Source organism: Spiribacter halobius (genome assembly GCF_020883455.1).
In the GTDB taxonomy this organism is placed as follows: domain Bacteria; phylum Pseudomonadota; class Gammaproteobacteria; order Nitrococcales; family Nitrococcaceae; genus Sediminicurvatus; species Sediminicurvatus halobius.
The window spans coordinates 2748608-2774473 of sequence record NZ_CP086615.1 but is presented as its reverse complement, the minus strand read 5'-3'; the positions used below and the strand labels follow the sequence as shown (position 1 = coordinate 2774473).

The following is a 25866-nucleotide window of genomic DNA, read 5'->3' as shown; positions in this document are numbered from 1 at the left end:
CGTTCCAGGCCCGGCGGTGTGGTTCCTCTCCTCCCTGCGCCGCTGGGCCGCCCTCTTCGGAGCGCTCATGCATCCCGCACTGGCCACCTACATCGGGTGCCGGCTGATGGCCGGCTGGCACCTGGCCTTGGCGCGTGCGTGGCTGCGGGCGGCGGCGGCCTGGGGCCGCTGCCGCAGGCGCGGGTGTTACGGCTGGAGGTGCGCCGTGGTTGAGCTCGAGCGCTGGGCATACACGCCGGTCGGCGTGTTCGGGACGCTGCGGATCGGACGCTGGAGCTGCTACACGGTCGAGCGGCCATGGGCGGGCAACCGGCCGAACGTCTCCTGCATCCCGGAGGGTGTCTACCCGCTGCGGATGCGCCGCTCCGGTGTGGTGACGCGCTCCACCGGCGGCGAGTACCAGGAAGGCTGGGAGGTCTGCGACGTTCCGGGGCGCACTTTCATCATGCTGCACCCCGCCAACACGATGGACGACCTCGAAGGCTGCATCGGCCCGGGTGAGGACATCGGCGTGGTCCGCGGCAAGTGGTCTGTGACCCATAGCCGCGCGGCTTTTCGTGAGCTCATGGATCAGCTCGACGAGCGCGACGAGTGGACGCTCGACATCCGCCCCTTTCGGGTGCAGTGGCCGTGATCGATCTGATCAGCCACCCGCTGGCGATGCTTGCCTACGGCATGGCCTGCAATCTGCTGATGGCGCTGCATTCCGCATCCAAGCCGGACAAGCCGGTGCACCCGGTGGAGTTCCTCCGCAGCCGGCCCTACGCCATCGGCCTCGGTGTGGTGGCGAGCCTGGCCGCATTCGGCGGCCTGCACGCGACCGACGAGCTCGGGCCGATTACGGCGCTCGGCGTCGGTTACGCAGGATCCGACATTCTCCAGCGCTTTGCTGACCGGGCGGCAAGCCGGCTGCAGAGATGATCGGCCGCATCCTCACCAAGGCCGCCGGCCCGAAAGTCCTGCTCGGTGTGCTGGTGGCGGCCGCTGTGGCCCTCGCCCTGCTGCTGTGGAGGCTAGACGGCGCGCGCGAGGATGCCGAGGCCGCCCGCAGCCGGGCCGAGCAGTACCGCCAGGCGCACGAGAGCGCCACGGCCGCGGTGAACCGCCTGCGCACCGAGCTCGACCGCCGCGAGGCGCTGCTCGCCGCCGAGCGTGAGCGTGCGGCCGAACGCGCCGCCACCCGCCAGTCCCTCGAGGACGCACTCGCCGAGGCACGGAGGAATGCCGATGAGGCCTATCGCCAGTGCCTGGACGTGCGCCTGCCTGAGTCTGTCGCTCGCAGCCTGCGGGGGCACGGAGGTGATCCGCGAGCCGCAGACGGTGACGGTGGCGCCGCCGGCGTGGATGACGGCGCCCTGCCCGAGGACACCGGTGGCCGCTGAGACCATCGGCGAGGCGCTGGAGGCGCTGCCGGTGCTGATCGATGAGCGTGCCCAGTGCGCGGACCAGGTGGATGCCATGCGCCAGTGGCGAGACGAGGCGACTCAGGAGCGGGATGCGCCGGAATGACGGAACAGGCCCAGCAGCAGACCGAATCCTGGAAGAAGCTCAGTGAGCACGGCCGCCGCCTCAATTCCCTGGAGACCGGGCAGGCCAGCCTCGTGGCGCGCCTGACTGCGATCGAGCAGCGCGAGGAGCGGCTGGTCCAGGAGCTCCACAACCTGCGGGGAGAATCGCGAGTCGCCAACCAGAGCGTCCTGGACACGCTCAACGAGCTGAAGACCTCGTACTCCGCGACGGTGGGCGAGCTCAACGGCGCCGTCAGCAGCATCAAGTGGCTGGTCGGCACGCTGATCGGCGTGTTCGGCGTGGTCCTGACCGCCGGCACCCTCGTCGTGCTGATCGTCTCGTGAGGACCCAGCCATGACCGACCACGGCCTCTACCAGCGCCTCGAGCCGATCAGCGCAAGCGAATGGCTCACCACCGAGCCGATCCGCGTATACGCCCTCGGCACCCGCCACGTCGTCCCTGCCGGGTTCGTCACCGACGGCGCGAGCATCCCGCGGGCGCTCTGGCCGATCGTGGGGCACCCGATGGGCCGGTACTGGCCTGCGGCCGTGGTGCACGACCACCTCGTGCGCCAGCCGGCGACACCTCGGTCGGAGGCCGACGCCGTGTTCCGCGTGCTCCTGCGCCGGTTGGGCGTCGCCTGGTGGCGCCGGGCGGTGCTCTACGCGGGCGTGCAGATCGGCGCGTTGTGGGCGCGGCTGAGGGTGCAGGGCTGATGGGCGTCACGATTGAATGGCACGAGCGCGCGGACCTGACTGGCACGCTGCGCGGTGGCCCGCCCCATCAGACGTTCGGCGACCCGTACACCGCTAGCGGCACCGTCGTTGTAGAGGGCGACACGGCGAGCGTTACCGGCTTTCGCTCGGACGGCTTCGACCTTGCCGATTGGGCGCGTTTCCGCGAGCTGCTACGCCATCGAGCCCGTAGCGCCCGCTGGCTGTGCATTGAGCGCAGGCGGGGTGATCGGATTACGTATCGGAGATACAGGCTGTGAGCACACTGAGTAACGAGCTGGCCAATGACCCACAAGGGCTTGGCTACCAGACGCATATCAGCGCGGGCGACCACCAGAGCGTCACGGCGATCATCAACGAGCCGCGCTACAGCACTGTCGGCGGTCGGAGGATTTCCAGCACCGAGCTGTTGATGTGGGGCGCGCAGGCAGGGCGTATTGCCCGCCTAGAGGATGCAGCGGCGAACAGCCAGCTAGGCGCTGATGTGCGGAGCATCGCGTCTGCCGCCCTGCGCATGGTTCAGCGCTCTGACACTGGCCTCGATCTGAGCGACGCGCAGGAAGTTGCGATGATTGATGCGCTGGTGCAGGCGACAGTGTTCACGGCCGACGACAAGTCCTCGCTCGAAGCGCTCTCCACCGCAGACATCAGCCGCGCTGAGCAGATCGGGCTCGGGCGCGTGACGCTCGCACAGATTCGGGAGGCCGTCTGATGCCATTGCCTAGCACTTACCGCTACACGGCCTACAACGCCAGCGGAGCCTCCAGCGACATCACCGTGGAGGAGCAGGCGTGGAAGTTCGATAGCAACGGAGCGCTGTCCTACGGCACCTGGACCACGCGCATGAACGCCGTAACCACCGCTGACGGGACGCTTGGCACGGGCGCCACCGTGGACAACTCCACGGCTAAGAACATTGGGGCGAATCTGCTCGTCTCTGCGACCGGCACGGGCACCGCAGGCGTCATCACCGTCTTTCTGGAGTTCAGCGACGACGGCGGCACAACGTGGCCGGACGCGCAGGAGGGCATCCCCATCGGCTCGCTGGACGCGGGCGACAGCAATGTGGCGATGACGGCGTAAGCTGATGGGCCTGATCCAAGTCCCACGCGGGATAAGCACCAAGCGAGGCTACGCGCCCGCGACCATCGCCCGTTCGGCGGCGGAGAGTGCTGCGCCTCAATTTTGGAGAGCGCTGGGGCAGGAGTACCTATCTTTTTTCGGACCAGATCGGAAGGCCCGCAATGCTGCTGGACTTGTTGAGGGTATAAACGAAAGCGATTTAACTCGTACAATTACCACGAGAGGTCCCGCGTCGGATATAGGCGGGGTCGTTGTTGAGTGGAGTGACACGGATTATACGGCATCCGGTGCGTCCGATATTACGTTCGGGATTGCCTTCTATCCGACTGATTCGGGGGTTGTCTGGGGTCAGTGGGGGGCGCTTTCCAACAGAAAATGGATTATTGAGCTTCAGGCGGCCCCTGGGATCAGAATGGCCGTGCAGACCACCAGCGGCTTGGTGCTGCAGGATACTAGCGGATGGTCGGTTGGCGAACTCGTCTACATAGTGGGTCGCTTTCGGGAGGGGGTCGCACTAGATGTTTTCGTCAATGGCCTTCTTGCTGCATCAAATGACTCGGACGGGGACCTCAGCGCCCCTATAAACGGGGGGTCTGCTTCTTCTGACCTCGGGGCAGGGGTCGGCGGTGATGTTCTGCACGCGTGGGTGTGCAATAGCTACTTGCCAGACCACCTCATTGCAGACCTAGCCGACGACCCCTGGCTTCCTTTCCGCCCCCGCCCACTCCTCATCCCCGTATCTACGGGCGGCGGGGCGACGCTGACCGTCGACAGCCTGACCCTCGGAAACAGCCTAGAGGCGCCCGCGCTGACCCAGGCGCACGTGCTCACCCCGAGCGATCTGCACCATGAGACGGCCGTGGAGAGCCCCGCTCTGACCACGGCCGTCTCGATCGCACCGAACGACGTGCTCCTGGCACCGGCGCTCGAGACGCCGAGCCTCGTGCAGGCTTACGTGCTGAACGTCGCAGGCCTCGGGCTGAGTGTCGGCGCGGAGAGCCCGAGCCTGACGCAGGCTCATGTCCTGACTGCGGATGAGATCAACCTGGCCCAGAGCCTCGAGGCCCCGGAGCTAACGGCGGCTGGCGACCTCGCGCCCGAGGACCTGGCCCTGGCGCCCACGCTCGATGCCGCCGCGCTTACGCAGGAGCACGTGCTACAAGCGGCCAGCTTGCAGATCGCGGTATCTGCTGATTCCCCGAGCTTGACGCAGGCCCACGTGCTCACCGCCGACGGCGTGCAGCTCAACGTCGGCCTCGATGCGCCCGAGCTCAGTCAAGCCGCCGCGCTCGCAGTGGCCGACATGCTCCACAGCACGAGCACCGAGAGCCCCGGGCTGACCCAGGCGCACACGCTGGCCCCGGAGTCGCTCGCGATCGCGCAGAGCCTCGAGACCGTGACGCTCGGCATCGCCGGGGTGCTGGCGGTCGAGGATCTGCTGCACGCGACGAGCACCGAGGCGCCGGCGCTCACTCAGGCGCACGTGCTCGCGGTCAACGAGGTGTCGCTCGAGCCGAGCATCGAGAGCCCCGTGGTAACCCAGGCGCTCGTGCTCGCCCCGGCCGGGGTGTCGCTGGCCACGGCCACCGAGGCGCCAACGCTCAGCACGTCCACCGTGCTCGCCGTCCAGGACCTCGCCGTGGCCCTGGCCGCGGAGGAGCCGCAGCTTGTGACCGACGCGACGGTCGTGGTCTCGGACGTGCTGTTCAGCCTGCTGCTGGACCAGCCGAACATGGGCGGCCCGGTGGAGCACCGAGGCCGCCTGCTGCTCGTGAAGGCAACCGATAGGCTCCTGATAGTTGCGCCCGCGCAACGAGTCATCCACTGAGGTAAGACCGATGAAGTTCACGGCCAACGAGGACTTCCGGCTCGGACGAAACACGTTCGAGGCGGAGAACACGTACACCCTGGAGAAGTACCCGTCGCTGACGGAAGCCGATCTGGCTCAGGCCTGGGAGGCGGGCTGGTGTGAGGTCGAGGGCTGGGACAAGGCCCCTGAGAGGAAGCCGGGCGCTGCCACCGTGCGTCCTCGCAATCAGAAGCTTGAATCCAAGCGCTCGGAGGGCTAAGGCGATATGGCTAAGAAGTCTGACGACTTTTTCCTCGACGGCACGCTTGACCGGATTGCCGGATGCATTCAGCTCTCCGTCTGCTCGGCGGAACCAGTAGATCACGCTGACATCGCCAACGTGGTGCTGGCGGAGGGGCCGCTCGTTGGCGGGGACTTTACCGTCAGCGATGGGGACACCTCCGGCCGGAAGGTCCGCATGGGCCAGCAGGCGGACCTGCCGATCAACACCTCGGGGTCGGCGACGCACGTGGTGCAGGACGATGGCACCAATATCCATGTCACCACCTGCCCGTCGCAGCAGCTCACGTCCGGCGGCACGGTGACGGTGCCCGCTTACGACACCGAGATCGCGGACCCGACGTGATCAAGCACGACGGTCGCCAGCCGCCACTGGACCCGCAGTGGTGGGATCCGGACGAGACGGACTGGGTCGGGATCAGCTGGAGCGATTGGCTCACCGGCGCTCGCTCGATGGTCTCCAGCGCCTGGCTGTTGCCCGATGGCTTTGAGCCCCTCGAGGAGCAGCAGGACGTCACCGTCGAGACCGTGGACGGTGATCTGGTGGAGCACGTCAACCGCGCCAGGATCAGCGGCACCCCAGCCCCCGGCGTGACTGAGCTGACGTTCACGAATCGCGTGGTCTTCAGCGACGGTCCCGAGAAGGACCGGTCCCTACGGGTCAAGGTCAGCCACACCTAGCCGCGGGTCCTTCCTGGGGTCGGCAGCGTACGGGTGCGCGGAGCCGCGATTTTCGTGCAGATTTCTGAGCCTATAGGGGGTTCCGGTTCCGGGTGAGGTAGTGATGGCGACACAACGAGAGATAGCAGAGCACCTCGACCTGTCCGAGCGACGGGTGCGGGATCTGCTCGCGGAGCTCGGGGTCGACCATCGCGAGGCCAGCCTGGACGAGGTGCGTGTCTCGTACATCCGCCACCTGCGTGAGCTCGCGGCTGGCCGGGGTGGTGACCAGCAGGCATCGCTTACCGAGGCGCGGACCCAGCAGGCGCTGGCCGATGCGAACCTCAAGCGTCTCACCTACTACCGGGAGCTGAAGCTCCTGGTGCCCGTGGAGGAGATCGAACCGCGCCTGGCCGGATGGGCCGCGACGGCGCGGTCGGAGGTCGGGTTTGCCGTGGATAAGCTGGTGGCGGGAATCCGGAGCCAGCACGGGATCGAAGTGTCGGATCAGGAGATTGATGACGCATTGCAGCCTGCCTACCGAGCTATCGGGAGCTACCCGCCCTGCGCTGCAGGCGATGATGGCGAGGGTGGGACAACTGTGGGTGCCGCCGCCACCAAGGGCGACCAGGGAATGGCTGGCTGAGGAGTACCGGCTGCCGGAGGAGGGTGCGGATCTGCCGGGCGCTTACAGCCCGGACATGGTGCCATACCTGTGGGGCGTTTTTGCCGCGCTCGATGACCCCAAAGTAAAGCTAATTGTGCAAATGAAAGCTGCACAGATTGGTTGGACCTTTGGCCTAATTGGGTACCTTTTGAAAACAATTGCAGAAAGCCCTACAGCGATTATTGGGCTTTTTCCAAAAGAAGAATCGGCAAGAAAATTCATGGATGAAAAATTTGTGCCGGCTGCTCGTGCAACCCCTGCGATGTCGAAAAAGCTGGATGTTGGAACTTCTAGGAAAAACGGCAATAGAGCGTTGTTTAAACAATTTCCGGGCGGCTACTTTACCCTGGTAGGTTCCAACTCAATAAGCAACGTTAAATCCACAACCGCGGAAATGGTCGTGGTCGAGGAGCCGGATGACACAAATGAAAACATCAAAGAGCAGGGGGCAGCGCTAGGGCATATCAGAGACAGGATAGTCCGGTGGCGGCGAGGGAAGATGATTCTAGGCGGAACACCCACTGTTAAAGGTGTCTCTCGCGTAGAGCAGTTTATCGCGATTTCTGACCAGCGCGTTCTTCCAGTGCAGTGCCATGAGTGCTTGGAGAGCCACGTCCTGCAATGGGAAAACGTTACGTGGCAGGAGCGAGACGAGGGCGCGCCTCATCCCGTTTACGGTATGGCAATGCCAGAAACGGCGCTGTATGCGTGCCCCCATTGCGGATCAGCGTGGGACGATTGGCGACGAAAGCGAAATGTGCTCCAGACGGTCCGAAATGCGGTAGCGTCGGGAGATCCTTACTGCGGTTGGAAGCCAACTGTAGAAAGCGATGGGACAGTAGTGGGTTTCAAAGAACTCAACGAGCTTTACGCTTGTCTTCCGGGCTCAGTTCTTTCGGACGTAGTGAGGGAATATTTAGAGTCGGAACGTGCAGCGGAAACGGGAAATATTTCTGGCCGAATCAAATTCGTAAACACGAAACTGGCTCGGCCGTATGAAGTTGAAAGCGAAACACCCGATATTGAAGACCTGGAAAGCCGGGCTTCAGATTATCCAGAGCTTACAGTGCCGGCGGGTGCCCTGGTGCTGACAGCCGGCGTCGACGTGCAGCACGATCGCTTGGCGGTGTCGGTTTGGGGTTGGGGCCGCGGCGAGGAGCAGTGGCTGGTCTATTGGGGTGAGATCTACGCGGCACGCACAACGGTGGATCGCACGGACCCGTGCTGGCAGGCGCTGGACGAGGTGCTTTTCACCGCGCGCAAGCATCAGAGTGGCTATCGCCTCATCGTCGAGGGCACGTCGATCGATGCTTCGGACGGCCAGACCTCGGACACCGTGTACTGGTACGTCCGTGGCCGCCAGCGCCGCGGGGTCATGGCCGTGAAGGGCGACAGCCACGACCACGGTAAGCGCGAGATCTACAGCGCACCGCGCAAGGTCGACTACAAGACTAAGACCAAGGCGAGCAAGGCCGGCGTGCAGGTCTTCATGGTCGGCACGCATAAAGCCAAGGACCTCTTGGTCGGCGGCAGCGGGCGCATCACGCTCACCGGCCACGGCCCGGGGCGGATGCACTGGTACCAGGACGTGCGCAGCGACTGGTACGCGCAGATGACCAGCGAGGTAAAAGCCCCGCACCGGAACATGCCCGGCAAGCTGACCTGGCAGCTGAAGGCCGGCGCTCGCAACGAGGCGCTGGATACTGCCGTGTACGCGCTCCACGCCGCCCGGGCCCTGCGGCTCCACCTGTGGAGCGAGGCGAAGTGGGACGCCCTGGAGCGCGAGCTCGCCCAGGCGGATCTGTTCAGCAACAGCCAATCCGGCGGCTCTGCACCGGCAGAGAAGCCGAGCAGCGCGCGCAACCTTTTCTCCGGCGGCAAGCCCATCAGCCGCACGGACTGATCCCGAGGAGAAGCCATGAGCGATCTCGCCACGCTGGAAAAGCGGCTGGCTGAGGCGGAGTCCGCCCTGCACGACCTGAACATCGGCAAGCAGGTCGTCCAGGTGAGCCGTGAGGGGCGGAGTACCCAGTTCGCCAACTCGCCGGACCAGATCCGCCGCCTCGAGGCCTACATCGCCGAGCTCAAGTCCCAGATCGCGCGACTCAAGGGGCGGGGCGGTCGCGCTCCGATTCAGCTGTGGCCGGCATGAGCGGAGATCTGCAGATCCTCGACCACCGCGGCACGCCGCTGAAGCAGTCGACGGCGTACCACGGAGCCGGCCGCACGGCGAAGGAGCTGCGCGACTGGAACCCCATGCTCGCGAGCGCCGACGCCGACCTGCTCAGCGAGCTTCCGAACCTGGTGGCGCGCACCCGCGATCTCGGGCGCAACAACGGCGTCGCCGCCGGCGGCATCCAGACGCTGGTCGACAACGTCATCGGTACCGGCCTGCGCATGCAGGCGAAGCCGGACTACCGCACCCTCGGCTGGAGCAAGGAGGAGGCCGACGCCTGGGCGGAGCAGGTCGAGCGCGAGTGGCGGACGTTCGCGGAGACCACCGAGTGCGATGCCGGTGGCGAGCTCGACTTTGCCGAGCTGCAGCAGCTCGCCTTCCAGTCCCGCCTGGAAAGCGCTGAGGCCCTGGGCGTGGCCCGCTGGTGGCCGAACGATCGCAACCGTCGCTGGGCCACCGCGATCCAGATGGTGGATCCGGACCGGCTCAGCAACCCGCAGAACATGATGGACACGGCGACCCTGCGCCGCGGCGTGGAGCTCGACCGCCGCGGTCGCCGTGTCGCGTACCACATCCGCCGCACGCACCCGATGGATCTGCCGTTCCGCGTCGGCAAGGCGCGGTGGGATCGCGTGCCGGCGAGAATGCGCCGCGGCCGCCGGCTGGTGATCCACGCCTTTGAGCGCCGCCGCGTCGGCCAGCATCGAGGCATCCCGATCCTCTCGCCGGTGCTCGCCGAGTTCCGAATGGTGGACCGGTACCACCGCACCGAGCTGCAGAGCGCTGTGGTGAACAGCCTCATCGCCGCGTTCATCCAGACCACGTCCTCGGCGGACCAGCTGGCCGAGGCGTTCGGGATGAACTTCGAGGAATACGCCAACGCGCGTAAGCAGTGGGAGGGCCAGCTCGAAGGCGGCGCAGTGTTCCAGCTGCCGCCCGGGGACACGATGACCGCGTTCAAGCCGGAGCGCCCCAACAGCGCCTTCGACTCGTTCGTGAAGAGCACCCTGCGGCACATCGCCACGGCGATGAACATGCCCTACGAGCTCCTGCTCAAGGACTTCTCCGGCACCAACTACAGCTCCGCGCGCGCCGCGCTGCTGGAGGCCTGGCGGCACTTCAACGGCCGGCGCCGCTTCATGGCCACCAAGTGGTGCCAGCCCATCTACGAGCTCTGGCTCGAGGAGGCCGTTCAGCGCGGGATCATCGACGCGCCCGGGTTCTACGAGAACTGGCACGCCTACACCCGCGCCCGCTGGATCGGCCCCGGCCGCGGCTGGGTGGATCCGGTGAAGGAAGCCCAGGCCGCCGTGCTGCGCATGGAGGCGGGCATCTCCACGCTCGAGGACGAGTGCGCCGAGCAGGGCAAGGACTGGGAAGAGGTCCTGGAGCAGCAGGCCCGCGAGCGCAACCTTCGCTCCGAGCTGATGAGCGAGGACGAGCGCAACCGCCTGCGCGCCGAGACCTACGGCATTGGCGTGCGCGCCGCGCTCATCACCCCGCAGCCGGAGGACGAGGAGCACTTCCGCCAGGAGAGCGACCTCGAGCCCATGAGCCGCGAGACGCGCGAAGCGTGGCGCGAGGGCGGCACCCGCCGGCCGGTGACCCTGCAGCCCCCGCGCGAGGAGGAGGACGAACAGCCCCAGCAGTCCGGCGGCCCCAGCGGCCGCTCGCAGCGGCTGGACGCCCTGATGAACGTCAAGCCGCCGTCCGACGAGGGCAGCGACGAGGAGAAGACCTGATGCGGATCTGGCAGAAAGCGGCGCGCACGCCGTGGGCCATCACCGAGGATCACCTGCGGGTGATCCTCGACATCGCCTCCCGGGACAACGCCACGCCCGAGGCCGTCGCCGCCAGGCTCGGCCGGGATCTGGAGAACACCTACGAGGTCGAGTATCGGGACGGCGTCGCCGTTCTCTCCGTCGAAGGCCCGCTGTTTCGCTACGCCAACCTCTTTACCCGCGTCAGCGGCGCCACCTCCTACGAGCTGCTCGCGCAGGACTTCCAGGCCGCCATTGATGACGACCAGGTCCGCGCCGTGTTGCTCAACATCAACTCCCCCGGCGGAGAGGCGGACGGCAATGCCGAGTTCGCGGAGATGATCTACCGCGCCCGCGGCACCAAGCCGATCGTCGCCTACGTCGGCGGCCTCGGTGCCAGCGCTGCCTACTGGATCGCCAGCGCCGCCGACGAGGTGATCGCCCACGAGACGGCCATGCTCGGCAGCATCGGCGTGCGCACTGCACTGGTGGACGACAGCGAACGCATGGCCATGGAAGGGCTGCGCGAGTACGTGATCGTCTCCTCGCAGAGCCCCGACAAGGCCCTCGACCCGGCCGAAGCCTCCGACCGCGCCCGCGTCCAGCAGCTGGTGGACGACCTCGCCGCCGTGTTCGTCGCCAAGGTGGCGCGCAATCGCGGCGTCGAGGAATCGGTGGTCCTGGAGGACTTCGGCCGCGGCGACATTCTCGTCGGGCAGAAGGCCGTGGACGCCGGTCTGGCGGACCGCCTGGGCACCTACGAAGACACCGTCGCCGAGCTCATAGAGCGCACGGCCGACCGCAGCGCAATGACTTTCCCCGGATTCTCCGGGGCAACTGCAATGCCCGCCGCCGGCGGGCTCAACGGAGGATGTGAACCCATGTGGCTCACTGACAAGAAGCCGGCCGCGGGCGAGGAACAGCGGCATGTCGAGGCCACCGCGGCCAACTTCCAGACCTACTGCCCCGAGGCGGCCGCCGAGCTGCGCGAGCAGGGCAAGGCCGATGCTGCGGCCAGCATCGAGGAGCAGCGCGAGGCGGCGTCCACCGCCGAGCGCGAGCGCATCCAGGCGATCCTCGGCTGCGAGGAGGCCAAGGGCCGCACCAAGCTCGCGCAGGAGCTGGCCGTCACCCCCGGCATGAGCGAGGAACACGCCAAGCGAGTCCTCGCCTCCGCCAGCCGCGAGGACAACGGCTTCCTCGCCGCCGTCCCGGACCCCGACGTCGGCCCCGACGAGCCGGAAGCGAGCGGCGATCCCCGTGCCGCGGCCGCCGCGGCTGTCGACCGTGCCCGCCAGGGCGGCCTCATTCGGTAACGGAGGACAGATCCGATGAAGAATCCCGAGTTTTCCAGCGAGAGCTACACCCCGGACCGCCTGGTGGTTAACACGGACGGTCTGCGCACCGGCGAGGAGACCGTCCTCGGCGGGCAGGGCACGCTCGCCCGCGGCACCGTGGTCGCCCGCGACAGCGTCAACGCCAACAAGCTCGTCCCGGTGGACAGCGCCAGCGCCACGGCGTCGATCAATGATGCGGTGGCCATCCTGGCCCAGGACGTGGATACGTCCGGTGGCGACGCCGCGGCGCCTCTCTACTACGCCGGCGAGTTCAACGAGGCCGAGCTGGCCTTCGGTGGCACCGACACCATCGCCGACCACCGCGATGCCATGCGCCAGCGTGGCCTCTTCACCCGTTCCGCCGTCAGCGCGTAAGGAGCCTGCCCCATGAACGTCTACGATACCGCCTTCCTGCAGGCCCTGGTGGAAAGCCTCAAGCGGCCGACCGCCTTCCTGCTCAACACGTTCTTCCCTCTCGTGGCGCAGTCCCAGGCGGAGGAGATCAAGTTCGACGTCGAGGACGGCCGTCGCCGCATCGCCCCGTTCGTGCACCCCTACGTGCAGGGCAAGCTGGTCGAGTCCCTGGGCTACCAGACGAAGACCTTCCGCCCCGCCTACGTGAAGGACAAGCGCGTCATCGATCCCGACAAGCCACTGCGCCGCATGGCCGGTGAGCAGATTGGCGGCACGATGATGGCCGGCAACCGCGAGCAGCTGATTCTGGCCTCCGAGCTGCAGGACCAGGTGGACATGCTCACTCGCCGTCTCGAGGTCATGGCCTCCGAGGCGCTGCGCCAGGGCCAGGTCACCGTGGAGGGCGATGGGTACGACACGGTGGTCGTCAATTTCGGGCGTGATGGCAACCTCGCGATCGATCTCGCCCCCGGCGACCAGTGGGGCGAGGCAGGCGTTGAGCCCGTCGACGACCTCGAGGAGTGGGCCGAGCTGGTGCAGAAGACCGAGGGTGCGGTCGTTACCGATATCGTCATGGAGCCGGACGCCTTCAAGCAGTTCCGCAGCAACCAGAAGGCGCGGGATCTGCTGGACAACCGCAACATGATGACCGGCCAGATCCAGCCCATCGCTTCGCCGGGTAACAGCGGTCAGCTGAAGGGCATCATCGGCAACTGGCGTATCTGGACGTACCAGGACTGGTACATCGACTCCGCCGGTGTTGAGCAGCCGATGATGCCGACCGGCACCGTCCTGCTGGCTGGGACGCCCCAGGTTCTTGGTACCCGGCACTTCGGCGCCATCCGTGACGCCGAGCTCGGCTACCAGGCTCTGGAGTTCGCGCCGAAGTCGTGGATTCAGCCGGATCCCGCCGTTCGGTATCTGATGCTGCAGTCCGCTCCGCTGGTGGTGCCGTACCGCCCCAACGCCACGTTCCGCGCCACCGTGCTCTAAGGAGAAACCGATGCGAGTCACTACCAGGAACCAGATCCGGTTCAAGGACCGGGGTAAGCGCCGGCAGATTCCGGCCGGCGAGACCGTTGACCTGCCGAAGGGCCTCGCGGAGGAGTTCATTCGCCGCGGCGCCGTCACGGCAGTCAACGCCGGCCCGGCGCCCAGGCCGTCGGACGATGAGTCCGGCGGCGAAGGCGCCGACCAAGAGAACCCGGGGGCCTAACGGCCCCCGTTCTCTATGCGCTACGACGAAGCCGACCGGCTGCTTGCGGAGACGCAGGCAGCCACCTTTTTCTCGGACGTCACCCTCGTCACCGCCACCGGCGCGTACTGCGTGCGCGGGACGGTGCGGCACAACGTCGAGGTGACGGACGCCTACGGGTCCGTGCTGGACGTGCAGCACCTCGTGAGCCTGGAGCGTGCCGGTCTGCCGGTGTGGCCGAGGCGGGGCGACGGCCTGGAGATGGACGACGGCGGCCGGCAGCAGCGCTGGAAGGTGGTTCAGGTGCTGGGGTACGACCCGCACGAGATCCGGGTGGCGGCGGCATGAGCACGGTGCGCGTGAAGGGGCTCAAGCAGGTAGCCCGGCGGTTCGACCGCACGGAGCGCCAGACCCGGCGTGCCGCCAAGCTCGCGATCAACGACACGGTGCGCAAGATGCGCACCCTCGGCAGTCGTGAGATACGCAAACAGGTGGCCCTGAAGGCGAGTTACGTCAAGAAGCACCTCAACGTGCAACTCGCCACGGAGAGGAGCCTTTTCGGCCGGGTTTATGCGACTCGCCGTCCAGTTCTGCTTTCACGCTTCGGAGCGAAACAGTTAACCCGAAAGGCATCGGGTGCGGCTGGCGACCCTTCGCGGTCCATTCCGGCAGGACGGAAACAGGCCGGCGTCAGCGTGCGTGTAAAGGCCGGCGGCTCTCGCAAGAAGATGCGGGGTGCGTTCTTCATCAGGCTTAAGCGTGGCCCTTACAGGGGAGAAGGAGCTACAGGTCTGGCAATTAGAACCGGCCCCGGGCGAGACGCGATTGACGTTAAACACGGTCCCTCCGTGGACCAGGTCTGGCGCGACGTGCGCGACAACATCCAGCCCCAGGCCGACGAGAACCTCGCCCGCGAGATGCGCCGCCAGCTGCGGAGGCTCACATGAGAGTCATCCCCCTGATCGCCGACCGCCTCGCCACCATCCGCCAGGCCAACGGCTACCGCACGGATGCCGGCCTGCGGCTGCACCGCGGCTGGCCCGGCCATGTGCTGAGCGAGGAGGAGGACGCTCTCCCGCTGCTGGCCGTGCACCCGGAGACCGAGACGCCCACGGCCAGCAACGGCCGTGCCCGGCGGCGGGACCGCACCGCCGTCATCGAATACGTGGTGGACGCCCTGCGCACCGCGCCCGACGAGCTCGAGGACGTCTACGAAGACATCCGCGACTGCATCGTCGCCCTCGAGGCCGAGGCCACGACCATCGACGGCCTGCACACCGTCACCCAGGGCACCGCCGAGTGGGGCGTTCCCGAGGACGCCAGCGCCTTCGCGCGTCTCATGGTGCCCGTCACGTTCAACATCATCACCCGGAGCTGAGGAGCCCGAACCATGCCCAAGCCGGCCAGGACCAAAGTCACCCTCGACCGCCCCACCCGCCATGGCGGCAAGTGGCGAGAGGAGGGCGAGGAGATCGAAGTTACCGCCGACCAGCGCAAGCGCCTGGAGCGCCACGGCGTGATCGGCGGCGCCACCCCCACCACTGAGGAGGCCCGCTGATGACGGTCCAGAGCGATCTTTCCTTCGTCGGCACTGGCCGCCTGTTCATGGCGGACCGATCCACCGGCGCGTACATCGACGTCGGCAACGTCTCTGCGGCGCAGCTCTCCCCCCAGGAGCAGACCCGCGAGCTGCCGGACTACACCCAGCCCGGCGGCGGCCTGCGCAACTCGCTCTCCCGCATCACCTCGGTGAACTTCGAGCTCACCATGCGGGACTTCACCATTGCCAACCTGGCCCGCGCTCTGCAGGGCAGTGGCAGCGAGGTGACCGCCGGCACCATGACCGCCGAGCCGGTGACCGCTGCCAAGGGCACGGCCCTCATCCCGCTGCCGTTCACCGACCTGTCGGCCGTGACGGTGACGGATGCGACCGACGGCACCACCACGTATACCGGCTTCACGGTCACCGGCGCCGGCCTGCTGGTCACCGCCGGCGGCGACCTGGAGACGGCCATCGAAGGCTCCACGGATGGCCTCGATCTGGAGATCGACGCCGACTATGGCGCCCACGGCGCTGTCCAGACGCTCACGGAGGCCGGCAAGGAGTTCAGCGTCATTTTCGATGGCCTGGACGAGGCCCAGTCTGGAGAGCCCTACGTCGTCAGCATGCACCGCGTGAAGTTCAGCCCGACGTCGGCGCTGTCCCTCATCACTGAGGACGGCTTCGGCGAGCTCCCGCTCACCGGCCGCCTGCTCGCGGACAGCAGCAAGGGTGCCGGCCTCTCCCAGTACGCGGAGATCCGGCGTAAGAGCGTGAGCTGATGGAGCCCCGCAAGCGTGAGGTGACGGTGGCCGGGTATCCGGTCACCGTCCGCGAGATCACCGTCCGCGAGGTGCGGGACTGGCTGGCCGATGCCGAGCAATCCGCCAGGAGCCAGGACGTCATCTCCCTCGCCCTGTGGGAGGAGATCACCCTGGCGGACCTCCAGCGCATGAGCGATCTCAGCGACAGCGTCGCCGACCAGGCGCTCCCGTCCGACATCGACAAGGTCATCGAGGCGGCGCGGGAGATGAACCCGCATTTTTTCGGCCTCCTCCGGCGTCTGGCGGCCGCCGGAAAGACGGCCAGCGACAGCTGATCCAGCGCGTGGCCGCCCTCATCGAGCGCGGCCACGCCGGCGCCTGGGACTACCCATGGGCCGTGTTCGAGCTGACCTGCGAGGTCGTCATCGAGGCGGACGACGCCGCCAAGTCCTCCACCTGATCCCATCCCCCACCGGCAGAGGCCCGCATGGCAGATAGCGCCGTCGAACTGCTTATCCGCGCGAACCTCACCGAGCTCACGCGCGGCATCCAGCAGGGCCGCTCGCAGTTCGAGCGCGAGGTCCTGCAGATGGCCGAGAGCGCCCGGCGCTCGGCCAATACCATCGAGGGCTCGTTCAGCCGCCTCGGCGTGCGCTCCACGAGCCAGATCCGCGCCGAGATCGTCGAGACGCGGCGGGCCTATACCAACCTCGCCCGCTCCAGCCGCGTCTCCAGCCGGGACCTCGCCAACGCCTCCCGGGCCGCCAAGGCTCGTATCGCGGAGCTGAACCGGGAGCTGCGCACCGGCAACCAGGCGGCGGCCGGTTTCGGCGGCGGGCTGCGGGGCATCGCCGGCCGCCTCGCCGGCATCGCCGCCGCCACCATTACTGTGCGCTCGGCGTTCGGCTTCGTGCAGCAGATCCTGCAGACCGGCTCCGCGTTCGAGACGCTGGACGTGCGCCTGCAGAGCCTCACCGGCTCGGCCGAGGAGGCCGAGCGGGCGTCCGAGTGGATCAAGGAGTTCACCGCCACCACGCCGTTTCAGCTCCGCGAGGTGGCCGAGGCCTTCAGCCGGCTGCAGGCCTTCGGCCTCGATCCGCTGGACGGCAGCCTCCAGGCCATCGCGGACCAGACCGCCGCCCTCGGCGGCGGCCAGCAGGAGCTCACCGGCATCGTCCTCGCCCTGGGCCAGGCCTGGAGCAAGGAGAAGCTGCAGGCCGAAGAGGCGCTCCAGCTCATCGAGCGCGGCGTGCCGGTGTGGGAGCTGCTCGCCGACGCCATGGGCCGCAGCTCCCGCGAGCTGCAGGAGATGGCCAGCAACGGCGAGCTGGGCCGCGACGCCATCCGCGCGCTCATCCGCGAGATGGGCGAGCGCAACGTCGGCGCCGCCGCCGCGCAGATGGAGACGTTCGCCGGTCTCGTCTCGAACCTGCGGGATAATTGGGAACGCTTCCTCGGGATCATCGCCGACGCCGGCGTGCTGGATGCGTTCAAGGATCAGATCGACGCCATCAACACCAGCATCGAGGAACTGGCGGAGACCGGCGAGCTTGAGGAGATCGCGGAGCGCATCGCCGAGGCCATCGTCGAAATTGCCACCGCCCTGCGGGATGGGGTGGTGTTCGTCTACGAGTATCGGGAGGCCATCGCCGCGCTGGTCGCTGTGTTGGCGACGCTCAAACTTGCGACACTCGCGGCGGGCTTTGCCGAGGTGACGACTCGCCTTCGCGCCAATGCTCGGGCCGCGGACGCAGCAGCGGCGTCGTACCGGCGCCTGGCGGTGGCCCAGTCTTCACTAGGCTTCGGCCGCGCGGCAACTGGTGCGGGGCGGTTGTTACAGCAGCTCGGGCGCTTCGCCCTTCGCGGCGCTCCGCCTGCAGCGGCGGCGATCGTCGTGTATGAGTTGGGCTCGGCGATCTTTCGCGTCGCCGCTGCTGGGCAGGAGGCGGCGCGCGACATCGTCGAGGTGCAGCGCGCCGTCGCACGCCTGGAGGAGGAAAGCGGGAGCGCGGCGAACGTCCAGCGCCTCAATCAGCAAGCCCTAGAGAATTTGACCCGGGCTGAGCTCGCGAGCTACGAAACCCGCCTCGAGGCCGCACGCGACTACTACCAACGCCTGGTCGGCCTGGCCGAGCGCCGGCCGGACCTGATCGAGGGCGAACCCAAGACGGCCCTTCAGGATTACGAAACCGCTCTCGAGGAGCTCGCGGAGATCCAGGAGGAGCGGGAGCGCCGCGAGGAGCGCCATAGCGAGCGCGTTTCCCGGATCAAGGGCGAGGAGCTGGCCGCAATACGCTCTTCCCTCGACGATCAGGTTGAAGCCTACAAGGAAGCAAACAAGCGCCTCGAGCGCGTGCAACAGGAGCGCGCTCGGATCGCTCAGAGCTTTCAGGAGCTCGAGGCCGAGCTCACGGCTTCCCCCCAGACCCCGGACGAGCAGCTCGACGCCGCCGACCTCGCTCGCCAAGGGGACTTGGTCCAAGGCTCGCTCTCCCAGGGTCGTCCGGAGGAAGCGTTGCGCCGTGCCGAGCGCGCGCGGGAGATCATCCGTACTCTGGGCAGAGAGGGTCAGGCAACGCAGCAGTACCTGGTAACCCAGACACGCCGGTTCGCGGAACTCGCCGAGGAGGCTGCAGGGGTACAGGAAGAGCAGGCCAAGGCCGAGGTCGCCGAAATCCGCAAGGAGATCGAAGAGCTGGCCAGCAAGGCCGCAGGCCTGCGGAATATTGAGATCGGATTCGACGAAACCGCCGCCGCCCGCTCCGCAGATTCACTACGCACGGAACTGCAGCAGCGACTGGCTCAGAACCCGATAATCCTTCCGGTCAAGCTCGACGACAACACCTCCACGGAAGCGATCCTCGAGCAGCTGCCCAAGCCGCTCCCCGGCCGCGCGACCGGCGGCCCGATCTTCGGCCCCGGGACCAGCACCTCGGATTCAATCCCCGTGCGGCTGTCTCGCGGCGAGTACGTCATCCGAGCCGCCGCGGTGCAGCGCTACGGCATGGGATTGCTGGACCGGATCAACCGGCTGCAGCTTCCGGGCCTGGCTGCCGGGGGCGCCGTCAGAGCCCTGCCGGCCATCTCATCGCGGCCTGCTGCCAGTCCGCCCGCCAGCAGCGAACGCCCTTTGACCCTCGTGCTCGACGGCCAGCGATACGAGGCGCGCGCGGACACCGCCACCGGCCAATCCCTGGAGCGGCAGCTGCGCCTGGAGGCGCTGCGGAGGGGGCGCTGATGAGCCTCGTCATCGGCGGCATCGAGTTGCCGCTTTACGCCGGCCTGGAGCTCTCGCAGACGTACAGCGTCATCGGCGGGCGCAGTGACTTCCGCCTGGCGGACGGCGCCGCCATCCGCCAGCGTCACTGGCAGCGCCTGCGCACGGAGATCTCGGGCAGCGGATGGATGCCCCCGGGCCTGGTGGCTCTGGACTACGATCAGCCCGTCACCATCCTCTGCATCACCCAGCGCTCGCTCGTCACCACGGGCCTGACCGTCACCCTGCCCGCCGCCCGCCGCACCGATGCCGGCTACACCCCGCTCGCCTGGGCGTGGACGGGTGGCGGCTACGAACCAGCCGCCCTCGCCATCAGCGGCGACGAGGCGACGATCACAGCCGTCACCGGCGCCGAACACTACCGCGTGGACTACTGGCCGGCGCTCCAGTGCATCTGCAACGAGCCCCAGGAGAGCGGTGACGTGCGCGATTTCTCCTACCAGTGGACCCTCACCGCCGAGGAGACCTGATGCCCCAGCAGTTCCTGAACAACTGGGCCTCCACCCTGGCCGCGGCCGTGGCCTCCACGGACACCGCCATTACCGTGGACGGCGCGGACGCCAGCCTGCTCGGCACCCCGAGCGCCGAGAACTTCTACCTGCTGACCATCGAGGTCGGGGACGCGCGCGAGATCGTCAAGGTCACCGCGCGCAGCGGCAGCACCCTGACCGTCGAGCGCGGCCAGGAGGGCACGGTGGCGCAGGCCTGGGCTGCCGGCGCGGCGGTCGAGCTGCGGCTTACTGCGGGGGCTCTGTCGGCCCTGCAGCAGGCGGGTGGCGGAGGGGGTGCGCCCGAGACCTTTCTCGAGGCGCAGGGCGTGATCGGCACGTCCGGGAAGGTGGCCCGCGTACTGAACGTCAGCGACAACGTGGACTACTCCGACCTCAGCACGGTCAGCGCCGGTCTTACCATGATCGCCGCGGCCGGCGGCGTTCTATGGGTTGGGATGACCGGCTCGGGCCTCTACGAGGTGGCGGAAGATTTCTCCGCCGTTACCTACAAGGGCGAGGTGGGCGCCGACGGCGCCACCGCGTCCTACTACCAGGTGCGCGAGTATCAGGGCGAGCTTTTCATTGCTGCCCGCGACGTCGGGTTCTCGCGGAGCACAGACGGCGGCGCGACGTGGACGTGGGTAGGCATCAGCGGCTCCGTCGAGATCAGCGACGTCGCCTTCGACGGCACCACCTATCTCGCGGTTGACGAGTTCAACAAGCTCTGGTCGTCCACCGACCTGACGACGTGGACCGAGGTTTCGATCGCCTACTCCAACTACATTGCCGACCAGATCATCTGGGACGGCAGCCAGTTCCTCTTCGCCGAAAACCCGCCTAACACGGGAGATCACTACCTCTGGCGGTCTCCGGATGGCCAGACGTGGAGCAGTAGCATTCTGCCTCCGCACACCGTGCCGGCTGCTCCGCAGCATTACGCAGCGAACGGCATTCTGTTCATCGCCTACAACCGGGACTTCAGCCAATCGGAGCCGATTTACAGCACCGACGGCGGGGATACCTGGACCAAGTGCACAATCAACACCCCCGGCAGCGCTGCCTCTCAGGTGTCCTGCTTTGGTCAGGCGGCGGTGGATAGCGAGGGCGCGTGGTACCTGATGGCAACGGACGGCAGCATTCTGCGCTCGACGGACGGCGCCGCGACCTTCAATCCCTGGCTGTCGGCGGTCTGTGAGTCGGCAGAGCATTTTGCCCTGTTGAACGACGTCATCTACACGGGCCGCGAAGGCCCGGACACCAGCTTCGCGTCGCTGCTCGCGTTCGATCTGGAAGGCAGTCCTCTGAGGCAGCACGGACATCAGGTCGTGGTGCTGGGTGACGTGGCTGGCGTGGGTGGCTACGTCTACGCCGAGTTCGATGGCGGCGATTTCGGCGTCCACTGGAGCGTGTGGGCGCGTAACGTCTGGACTCACCAGCGTAATGGCGCTGCGGTGCTCGGAGATGCTGGCGACATTGCCCCATCCGCCAGCGGTGGCACACCGCAGACCGTCGAGGCGTTCATCGGCGTTGACGGGACCACGGAGCGCCGGGTCGTGTAATGGCGCTGAACGGCAGCACGCTCAACAGCGGGCCGGTCAACGCCTCGGCGGAAGCCCCGGTAGAGTACGGCACCGGCTCCCCCGAGCTCCCGATCACGATCACCGTCGCGGCCGAGACCGGCCGCCCGGAAGTCGCGCTCGCGGTGTCCGTGGTCGAGCGCGGCCGCCCGGAGCTCCCGCTGGAGATCTCCGTCGTCGAGCCGACCGGCGCGCCCGAGCTCCCGATCCAGGTGGACGTCTACGACACCGGCGCCCCGGAGCTCCCGCTGCAGGTCCTGGTGGTCGACGACGCCCACCGCGGCAGCCTCTGGCGCGTCGCGGCCTACCTGGATGGGCAGGACATCTCCGCCCGGCTCACCGGGCGCGTGGAGGTCACCGCCGAGGAGGGTGCGGCGCGCATCGCAGAGTGCGAGCTGCGGCCGGCGACCGGACCGGCCAGCGCCTTCGACTACGTCGGCGCGACGCTGGACCTCTACTACGTGCCCCTCGATGCCGCCGGCCAGTCCCTCGGTGAGGTGCCGTTGTTCCGCGGCCGCTGCGAGGAGCCGGAGATCGAGCCGCGCAGCGGCCGCATCCGCCTGCTCGCGAGCGATGGCCGCCAGACCCTGCTGCACGCGCTGGACCACGCGGCCATCGACGCCATCACCCCCGGCGGGCGCTACCACCCACCGCTGGACGGCGAGGACGTCGAGGGCGTGGACTACGCGGACGTGCGGCTCTCCTCCCTCGCCGCCTCCCTGGATCTCGACGTCACCGGCGCCTGGCGGCTGACTCCCTGGCACGGCGAGCCCGTGGCGGCGACCATCACGGCCCCGATCGACGGCAGCGTGGACATGCGCCTCGCACCGCGGCAGCAGCTCATCAACCGCGTTGAGGTGAGCTACACGCACCGCTACCAGCGCCACCTCGAGCGCCGGCAGTGGCTCGCCTGGCAGTACCGCAAGAGCTTCTGCGAGGGGCGCAACTACACGAAGCCCACGCGCGAGATGATCCGTCAGGCCCTGGAGGGTACTGGCTGGCGGATCCTCGGCTTCGGCACGGACCAGCTGCCGCCGAGCGGCACCATCATCTGCGGCACCACACCCGTGGCCTGGCTCATCTCCCGGGAGCTGCGCGAGTCCCTGGCCGTGGGGATGCGTGCGCAGCTCGCCCGCCGCTACAGCCGCGACGTCGAGGAGCGCTACGAGCTCACCGTCGAGGCGCCGGCGAGCGTCGGCCGCTTCGGCACGCTCACCCGGCGGGACCAGGCCGGCCTCAGCAGCGACACCGACATCGACTGGGGCGACGACATCGAGGTCACGACCTGGGACGGCCAGGACGGCCCAGACCAGTACATCGACCGGCACGACCCGGCCGATGCCGCAGAGGCGCTGGAGACGCTCATCGCCCGCGCCCGCCGGCGCATCCTGGAGAGCCACCGCGGGCACCTGGTGCGATGGGAGATACCCATCCTCCCGCACCTGGACCGCACCGCCCGCCTGCGCCTGGAGCAGCCCTACCTGGTGGCGGAGGGTAAAGCCCGCCAGGTACGACACACGCTGGACTTCGAGACGGGCCGCGCCGTGACGGCGTGCGAGATCGCCGTCTCCCAGGGCGGCGGCGCGACGGACGACCCCGTCACCGCCCCGACTCGGCCAGACACCGTCGCCCCGGCCGAGCCGCCCCCGAAGGTGCAGCTCTCCTCGCGCTTCGGCGGCGAGGCCGGCGCCCTGCCGTACAACGAGACGTGGCTTGGCTACACCGGCAACCGCGAGCCGCGCACCGACTTCGACGCGCCCGTCTACCCGCAGCGCTTCCGCGTGGAGATGCCCGAGATCGGCCGCGAGGCCATCCAGGCGGAGCGCGAGGCGGCCTACGAGGTAGCGGTGCCCGACGATGAACTGACGCTCACTATCGAGGAGCTCACCGCATGGCCCTGACCTTCGACTTCTTCGGGGACGCTCAGCTGAACGGCGTCCTCGCCGAGCTGCCCAGCGTCCACGCCGTGGACGCCAGCAATCCGCAGGATCACGTCGTCTACTTCGGCAGCCCCGACGACACGCGCAAGGTGCTCGCGGACTCGAACCCCGGCGTGGACGACATTGTCGTCTCCATCGTGGATGCCGCCGTCGGCAGCGGGCAGGAGGCCGGCAACGTCCGGCTGGCGCTGACGCAGGCGGACCTCAGCACCGCCACCCCGGGGGCATCACTCGCGCTCGGTGCGCAGGTGCTCGGAGGCGCGGCCAATGCCGTCGAGATCTGGGCGCGCATCGACCCGGAGACCACGGCCGTCTCGCAGAGCACCGAGCTCAAGCTTCAGTGCAACACGCTGCGGGAGCGCCAGGTGTGACGATCCGGGAGGAGATGCGGCGGCTGCAGAGCCTCGAGCCGCAGCGCGCGCGACTGCGCCCGCTGGAGAACCCAGGGCCCGTGCCGGCCGGCGTTGGTGTGGGCGAGGCCGCTCAGGGCGGCTCCGGCGCGGGCATCGCCAGTCCGCTCACCGAGCGCGACCCGAGCCAGCGCACCTACCACCCGGTGCGCACCATCACCACCAGCGACGGCCTGTTCCAGTTCGACTGGCAGCCCCTGGCCTCACTGGTCATGGAGGACGCCAACGCGCAGCCCGTGGTCCTCGAGTTCGCCGACCCGGATCCGCCTGAATGACGACGCACATGCCACAGCCCGGGCGCAACGCGCCGCCGGGGCTGGCTTGGCCAGCCGCCATGCGCCACCCCTTCAGCGGCGTGATCCAGGGCAACCAGGTTAACGGCGAGAGCTACAGCCAGCCGGGCGGCGGGGAGTTCTACCAGCGGGGCGGCGCCCAGGCGGTCCAGGCGCCCGGCGCCGCCGAGGCGGCCATCATGGGCGGCGGCGGAACCGGCAAGCAAATCTATGGCGTCTTCATCGGCGCCGACTGGGTGTACTTCGATTCCGACGGTGTGCCGTGGCTAGTCAGCCTCTCGGGCCGCCAGAGCGGATGGGATCCGCAGACCCTCACCCTGGAGCTCCGGCGCTTCGGCCGATGGGGCGGCGCCGAAGCGGTGCACAGCTACAGCGTCGTCGTGAGCGACTGGGGGCAGGCCACCCCAGCGGATAACGAGATCCGCAACGGCCCGGGCCCGACGGAAGACGCCGCCATCAGCATCGAGAGCACTACGCGCGATGGCAGCCGCGCGGTGCTCATGCTCTATCTTCCGGCCAGCAACGGCAGCCTGTCGGTGCGCACGCTCGGTTTCCTCGAGTGCGTGTTGTCCGGCCCGGGGAGCGCGGTCAGCGCCGAGATAAGCGTCCTGCGCACACGGGCGCAGACGCTTGGCAGCACCAGCGAGAGCTGGCCGCCACGCGAGACGTACTACATCGACGCCAACGACGGCACCATCTACTCCAGCCCGCCGGATGGCACGCGCGTCATCACCGTGGTCAAGGAGCAGGGCACCGCCACCCTCAGCACCGCCGGCCGCATCCTCGCCCTGGTCTACGACGCGAGCGATACCCTGCGCGAGATCACCGGCTCGCTCAGCGCCAGCCTGGTGCTCGACGCGCCGGATCCGACTGGCAGCGTCGACACCGAGCTCACCCGCACCTGCCTGAGCGACGAGAGCGTGAGCATGACGGTGGCCGTCTCCGGCGGCGGCTCGCAGTCCATCAGCTGGACCGTCAACGTCGAGCGCGACGAGGTGTGGGACGGCGCCACGGGCTCGGACAACGTCTTCCGGACCGACACCTGGTCCATGAGCTGGGGAGGCGGCGGCACGAGCAACACCAGCCGCGAGATCGCAGAGGATGAGGTCTTCGGCTCCGGCGCCACAACCGTCAGCGACGCCTTCGTCACCAACAGCCTCGGCTGGCCGATGGACCTCTGCGGCGCTGGCCAGGGCGAAGACACCGCCCGCATGATCCGCTACTCGCCCACCCTCATCGGCTACCACATCCGCCAGGCGGACACCTTCGGCGGCATCATCGTCAACAACCTCTACATCGGCGCCCTCGGCCCCGCCGGCGAGGCCACCGGGACCATTGACGCCGGCACCTCAAGCCATACTCGCTACTACGGCAGCCAGCACCCGGTTACCGGGGAGACGTACTGGGCAGAGGAGAGCGCGGTGTCGTTTGTCTAGTCGCCGCCCCAGCGGCTCGAGCTCGTCACCTTGCCATCGCGGCAATGGACGTAACGGGTCTGGCCGCCGTCCTCATAGACGTACTGCTGCCACTCACCGCGCGCATCGCTACCCTCGTTTACGCGGTCGGGCCGGCCAGCAGCCGAGGTGGCGACGTCGCAATCGGCGCCCCGCTGGATGTTCCCGCGCCGCGCCTGCCGATTTAGCTCCTCACGCCGCCGTTCCGCCTCGCGTTCCTGCCTTTGCTCCGCCCGCCACCGTGCCCGGTTCTCCAGGCGTTGCTGCCGCTCCCGCTGCCAATCGGACATTATGCGCTGTGTTCTCGCCTCAGCTTTGGCGGCGGCCTCAGAGTCGTAGCTGTCATCACCCTCCACCCGCTCCGCATCCGGCGCGCATGGCGCCTGGGAGAACACGGTTCCGGATTCCGTTTCGCATCGGTATATCTGCGCCGATGCGCATACAGGGAGGGCGAGAACGGCGGCGGCGATCAAGGTGGAGTAGCGCATCATCGAG

Annotated in this window: 34 protein-coding genes; 33 read left to right on the top strand and 1 reads right to left on the bottom strand. The window is 68.0% G+C overall.

Translation table 11 applies throughout. From position 1 onward, the window contains the following. The first annotated feature begins 67 nt into the window (after positions 1-67). The 33 genes from LMH63_RS12710 to LMH63_RS12550 all read left to right on the top strand — a co-directional run bounded on the left by LMH63_RS12710 (position 68) and on the right by LMH63_RS12550 (position 25353). Positions 68-634 carry a DUF5675 family protein gene (locus LMH63_RS12710; protein ID WP_229332589.1) on the top strand — a complete coding sequence of 189 codons (567 nt, stop codon included), beginning with the start codon at positions 68-70 and terminating at the stop codon, positions 632-634. Further along, positions 631-921, top strand: a complete 291-nt coding sequence (locus tag LMH63_RS12705) for a hypothetical protein (protein WP_146205246.1) — start codon at positions 631-633, stop codon at positions 919-921. Before LMH63_RS12710 ends, LMH63_RS12705 begins: the two co-directional genes overlap by 4 nt. Beyond that, complete coding sequence (locus LMH63_RS12700) at positions 918-1382, top strand: hypothetical protein (RefSeq protein WP_109679626.1); 465 nt, start codon at positions 918-920, stop codon at positions 1380-1382. Before LMH63_RS12705 ends, LMH63_RS12700 begins: the two co-directional genes overlap by 4 nt. After that, positions 1300-1509: an Rz1-like lysis system protein LysC gene (gene lysC, locus LMH63_RS12695; RefSeq protein WP_442777720.1), complete on the top strand. Its 210-nt coding sequence runs from the start codon at positions 1300-1302 to the stop codon at positions 1507-1509. Before LMH63_RS12700 ends, lysC begins: the two co-directional genes overlap by 83 nt. Beyond that, positions 1506-1853, top strand: coding sequence for a hypothetical protein (locus LMH63_RS12690; RefSeq protein WP_109679627.1), 348 nt, complete (start codon positions 1506-1508; stop codon positions 1851-1853). The genes lysC and LMH63_RS12690 overlap by 4 nt, the downstream gene beginning before the upstream one ends. Before the next feature lie 10 nt (positions 1854-1863). Then, positions 1864-2226, top strand: coding sequence for a DUF1353 domain-containing protein (locus tag LMH63_RS12685; RefSeq protein WP_109679628.1), 363 nt, complete (start codon positions 1864-1866; stop codon positions 2224-2226). Positions 2227-2500: 274 nt separating this feature from the next. Continuing rightward, positions 2501-2956 carry a hypothetical protein gene (locus LMH63_RS12680; RefSeq protein WP_109679630.1) on the top strand — a complete coding sequence of 152 codons (456 nt, stop codon included), beginning with the start codon at positions 2501-2503 and terminating at the stop codon, positions 2954-2956. Continuing rightward, positions 2956-3327, top strand: coding sequence for a hypothetical protein (locus LMH63_RS12675; protein WP_109679631.1), 372 nt, complete (start codon positions 2956-2958; stop codon positions 3325-3327). Before LMH63_RS12680 ends, LMH63_RS12675 begins: the two co-directional genes overlap by 1 nt. A 412-nt stretch (positions 3328-3739) precedes the next feature. Further along, positions 3740-5155, top strand: coding sequence for a hypothetical protein (locus LMH63_RS12670; protein WP_109679632.1), 1416 nt, complete (start codon positions 3740-3742; stop codon positions 5153-5155). Positions 5156-5165: 10 nt separating this feature from the next. Further along, a complete protein-coding gene (locus tag LMH63_RS12665; RefSeq protein WP_109679633.1) occupies positions 5166-5396 on the top strand; it encodes a hypothetical protein in 231 nt (76 codons plus the stop codon). Positions 5397-5402: 6 nt separating this feature from the next. After that, positions 5403-5762, top strand: coding sequence for a hypothetical protein (locus LMH63_RS12660; protein ID WP_109679634.1), 360 nt, complete (start codon positions 5403-5405; stop codon positions 5760-5762). Next, a complete protein-coding gene (locus tag LMH63_RS12655; protein WP_109679635.1) occupies positions 5759-6097 on the top strand; it encodes a phage fiber-tail adaptor protein in 339 nt (112 codons plus the stop codon). Before LMH63_RS12660 ends, LMH63_RS12655 begins: the two co-directional genes overlap by 4 nt. 103 nt (positions 6098-6200) lie before the next feature. Continuing rightward, positions 6201-6722: a hypothetical protein gene (locus LMH63_RS12650; protein ID WP_158280434.1), complete on the top strand. Its 522-nt coding sequence runs from the start codon at positions 6201-6203 to the stop codon at positions 6720-6722. Beyond that, complete coding sequence (locus LMH63_RS12645; RefSeq protein ID WP_158280435.1) at positions 6667-8646, top strand: phage terminase large subunit family protein; 1980 nt, start codon at positions 6667-6669, stop codon at positions 8644-8646. The genes LMH63_RS12650 and LMH63_RS12645 overlap by 56 nt, the downstream gene beginning before the upstream one ends. A gap of 15 nt (positions 8647-8661) precedes the next feature. Next, a complete protein-coding gene (gpW, locus tag LMH63_RS12640; RefSeq protein ID WP_109679637.1) occupies positions 8662-8895 on the top strand; it encodes a gpW family head-tail joining protein in 234 nt (77 codons plus the stop codon). Continuing rightward, positions 8892-10661 carry a phage portal protein gene (locus LMH63_RS12635; protein WP_146205247.1) on the top strand — a complete coding sequence of 590 codons (1770 nt, stop codon included), beginning with the start codon at positions 8892-8894 and terminating at the stop codon, positions 10659-10661. The genes gpW and LMH63_RS12635 overlap by 4 nt, the downstream gene beginning before the upstream one ends. Continuing rightward, on the top strand, positions 10661-11995 hold the full coding sequence (locus LMH63_RS12630; protein ID WP_109679639.1) for a S49 family peptidase: 1335 nt from the start codon (positions 10661-10663) through the stop codon (positions 11993-11995). Before LMH63_RS12635 ends, LMH63_RS12630 begins: the two co-directional genes overlap by 1 nt. A 15-nt stretch (positions 11996-12010) precedes the next feature. Then, positions 12011-12391, top strand: a complete 381-nt coding sequence (locus tag LMH63_RS12625; RefSeq protein WP_109679640.1) for a head decoration protein — start codon at positions 12011-12013, stop codon at positions 12389-12391. Positions 12392-12403: 12 nt separating this feature from the next. Further along, a complete protein-coding gene (locus tag LMH63_RS12620; protein WP_109679641.1) occupies positions 12404-13423 on the top strand; it encodes a major capsid protein in 1020 nt (339 codons plus the stop codon). A gap of 10 nt (positions 13424-13433) precedes the next feature. Next, a complete protein-coding gene (locus LMH63_RS12615) occupies positions 13434-13646 on the top strand; it encodes a hypothetical protein (RefSeq protein ID WP_109679642.1) in 213 nt (70 codons plus the stop codon). A gap of 15 nt (positions 13647-13661) precedes the next feature. After that, positions 13662-13973 carry a hypothetical protein gene (locus LMH63_RS12610; RefSeq protein WP_109679643.1) on the top strand — a complete coding sequence of 104 codons (312 nt, stop codon included), beginning with the start codon at positions 13662-13664 and terminating at the stop codon, positions 13971-13973. Next, on the top strand, positions 13970-14572 hold the full coding sequence (locus LMH63_RS12605; RefSeq protein ID WP_109679644.1) for a phage tail protein: 603 nt from the start codon (positions 13970-13972) through the stop codon (positions 14570-14572). The genes LMH63_RS12610 and LMH63_RS12605 overlap by 4 nt, the downstream gene beginning before the upstream one ends. Next, positions 14569-15003: a hypothetical protein gene (locus LMH63_RS12600; RefSeq protein WP_109679645.1), complete on the top strand. Its 435-nt coding sequence runs from the start codon at positions 14569-14571 to the stop codon at positions 15001-15003. The genes LMH63_RS12605 and LMH63_RS12600 overlap by 4 nt, the downstream gene beginning before the upstream one ends. Positions 15004-15015: 12 nt before the next feature. Beyond that, on the top strand, positions 15016-15183 hold the full coding sequence (locus LMH63_RS12595) for a DUF7210 family protein (RefSeq protein WP_158280436.1): 168 nt from the start codon (positions 15016-15018) through the stop codon (positions 15181-15183). Then, positions 15183-15947: a phage tail tube protein gene (locus LMH63_RS12590; RefSeq protein WP_109679646.1), complete on the top strand. Its 765-nt coding sequence runs from the start codon at positions 15183-15185 to the stop codon at positions 15945-15947. The genes LMH63_RS12595 and LMH63_RS12590 overlap by 1 nt, the downstream gene beginning before the upstream one ends. After that, the gene (locus LMH63_RS12585) at positions 15947-16264 is read left to right on the top strand and encodes a hypothetical protein (protein WP_109679647.1); all 318 of its coding nucleotides are present in this window, start codon (positions 15947-15949) and stop codon (positions 16262-16264) included. Before LMH63_RS12590 ends, LMH63_RS12585 begins: the two co-directional genes overlap by 1 nt. 152 nt (positions 16265-16416) lie before the next feature. Continuing rightward, positions 16417-19167 carry a tape measure protein gene (locus tag LMH63_RS12580; RefSeq protein WP_109679648.1) on the top strand — a complete coding sequence of 917 codons (2751 nt, stop codon included), beginning with the start codon at positions 16417-16419 and terminating at the stop codon, positions 19165-19167. Beyond that, positions 19167-19676 (top strand): hypothetical protein, encoded by a 510-nt coding sequence (locus tag LMH63_RS12575; RefSeq protein ID WP_109679649.1) that lies wholly within the window; start codon positions 19167-19169, stop codon positions 19674-19676. The genes LMH63_RS12580 and LMH63_RS12575 overlap by 1 nt, the downstream gene beginning before the upstream one ends. Then, positions 19676-21256: a beta propeller repeat protein gene (locus LMH63_RS12570; RefSeq protein ID WP_109679650.1), complete on the top strand. Its 1581-nt coding sequence runs from the start codon at positions 19676-19678 to the stop codon at positions 21254-21256. The genes LMH63_RS12575 and LMH63_RS12570 overlap by 1 nt, the downstream gene beginning before the upstream one ends. Next, positions 21256-23175 (top strand): hypothetical protein, encoded by a 1920-nt coding sequence (locus LMH63_RS12565; protein ID WP_109679651.1) that lies wholly within the window; start codon positions 21256-21258, stop codon positions 23173-23175. Before LMH63_RS12570 ends, LMH63_RS12565 begins: the two co-directional genes overlap by 1 nt. Beyond that, positions 23166-23585: a hypothetical protein gene (locus LMH63_RS12560; RefSeq protein WP_109679652.1), complete on the top strand. Its 420-nt coding sequence runs from the start codon at positions 23166-23168 to the stop codon at positions 23583-23585. The genes LMH63_RS12565 and LMH63_RS12560 overlap by 10 nt, the downstream gene beginning before the upstream one ends. Continuing rightward, positions 23582-23899, top strand: coding sequence for a hypothetical protein (locus LMH63_RS12555; RefSeq protein ID WP_109679653.1), 318 nt, complete (start codon positions 23582-23584; stop codon positions 23897-23899). The genes LMH63_RS12560 and LMH63_RS12555 overlap by 4 nt, the downstream gene beginning before the upstream one ends. Next, a complete protein-coding gene (locus LMH63_RS12550; RefSeq protein ID WP_146205248.1) occupies positions 23896-25353 on the top strand; it encodes a hypothetical protein in 1458 nt (485 codons plus the stop codon). Before LMH63_RS12555 ends, LMH63_RS12550 begins: the two co-directional genes overlap by 4 nt. On the opposite strand, the gene LMH63_RS12545 is transcribed toward LMH63_RS12550, so the two are convergent. Beyond that, on the bottom strand, positions 25350-25862 hold the full coding sequence (locus LMH63_RS12545) for a DUF4124 domain-containing protein (RefSeq protein ID WP_109679655.1): 513 nt from the start codon (positions 25860-25862) through the stop codon (positions 25350-25352). The genes LMH63_RS12550 and LMH63_RS12545 overlap by 4 nt on opposite strands. Positions 25863-25866: the final 4 nt, after the last annotated feature.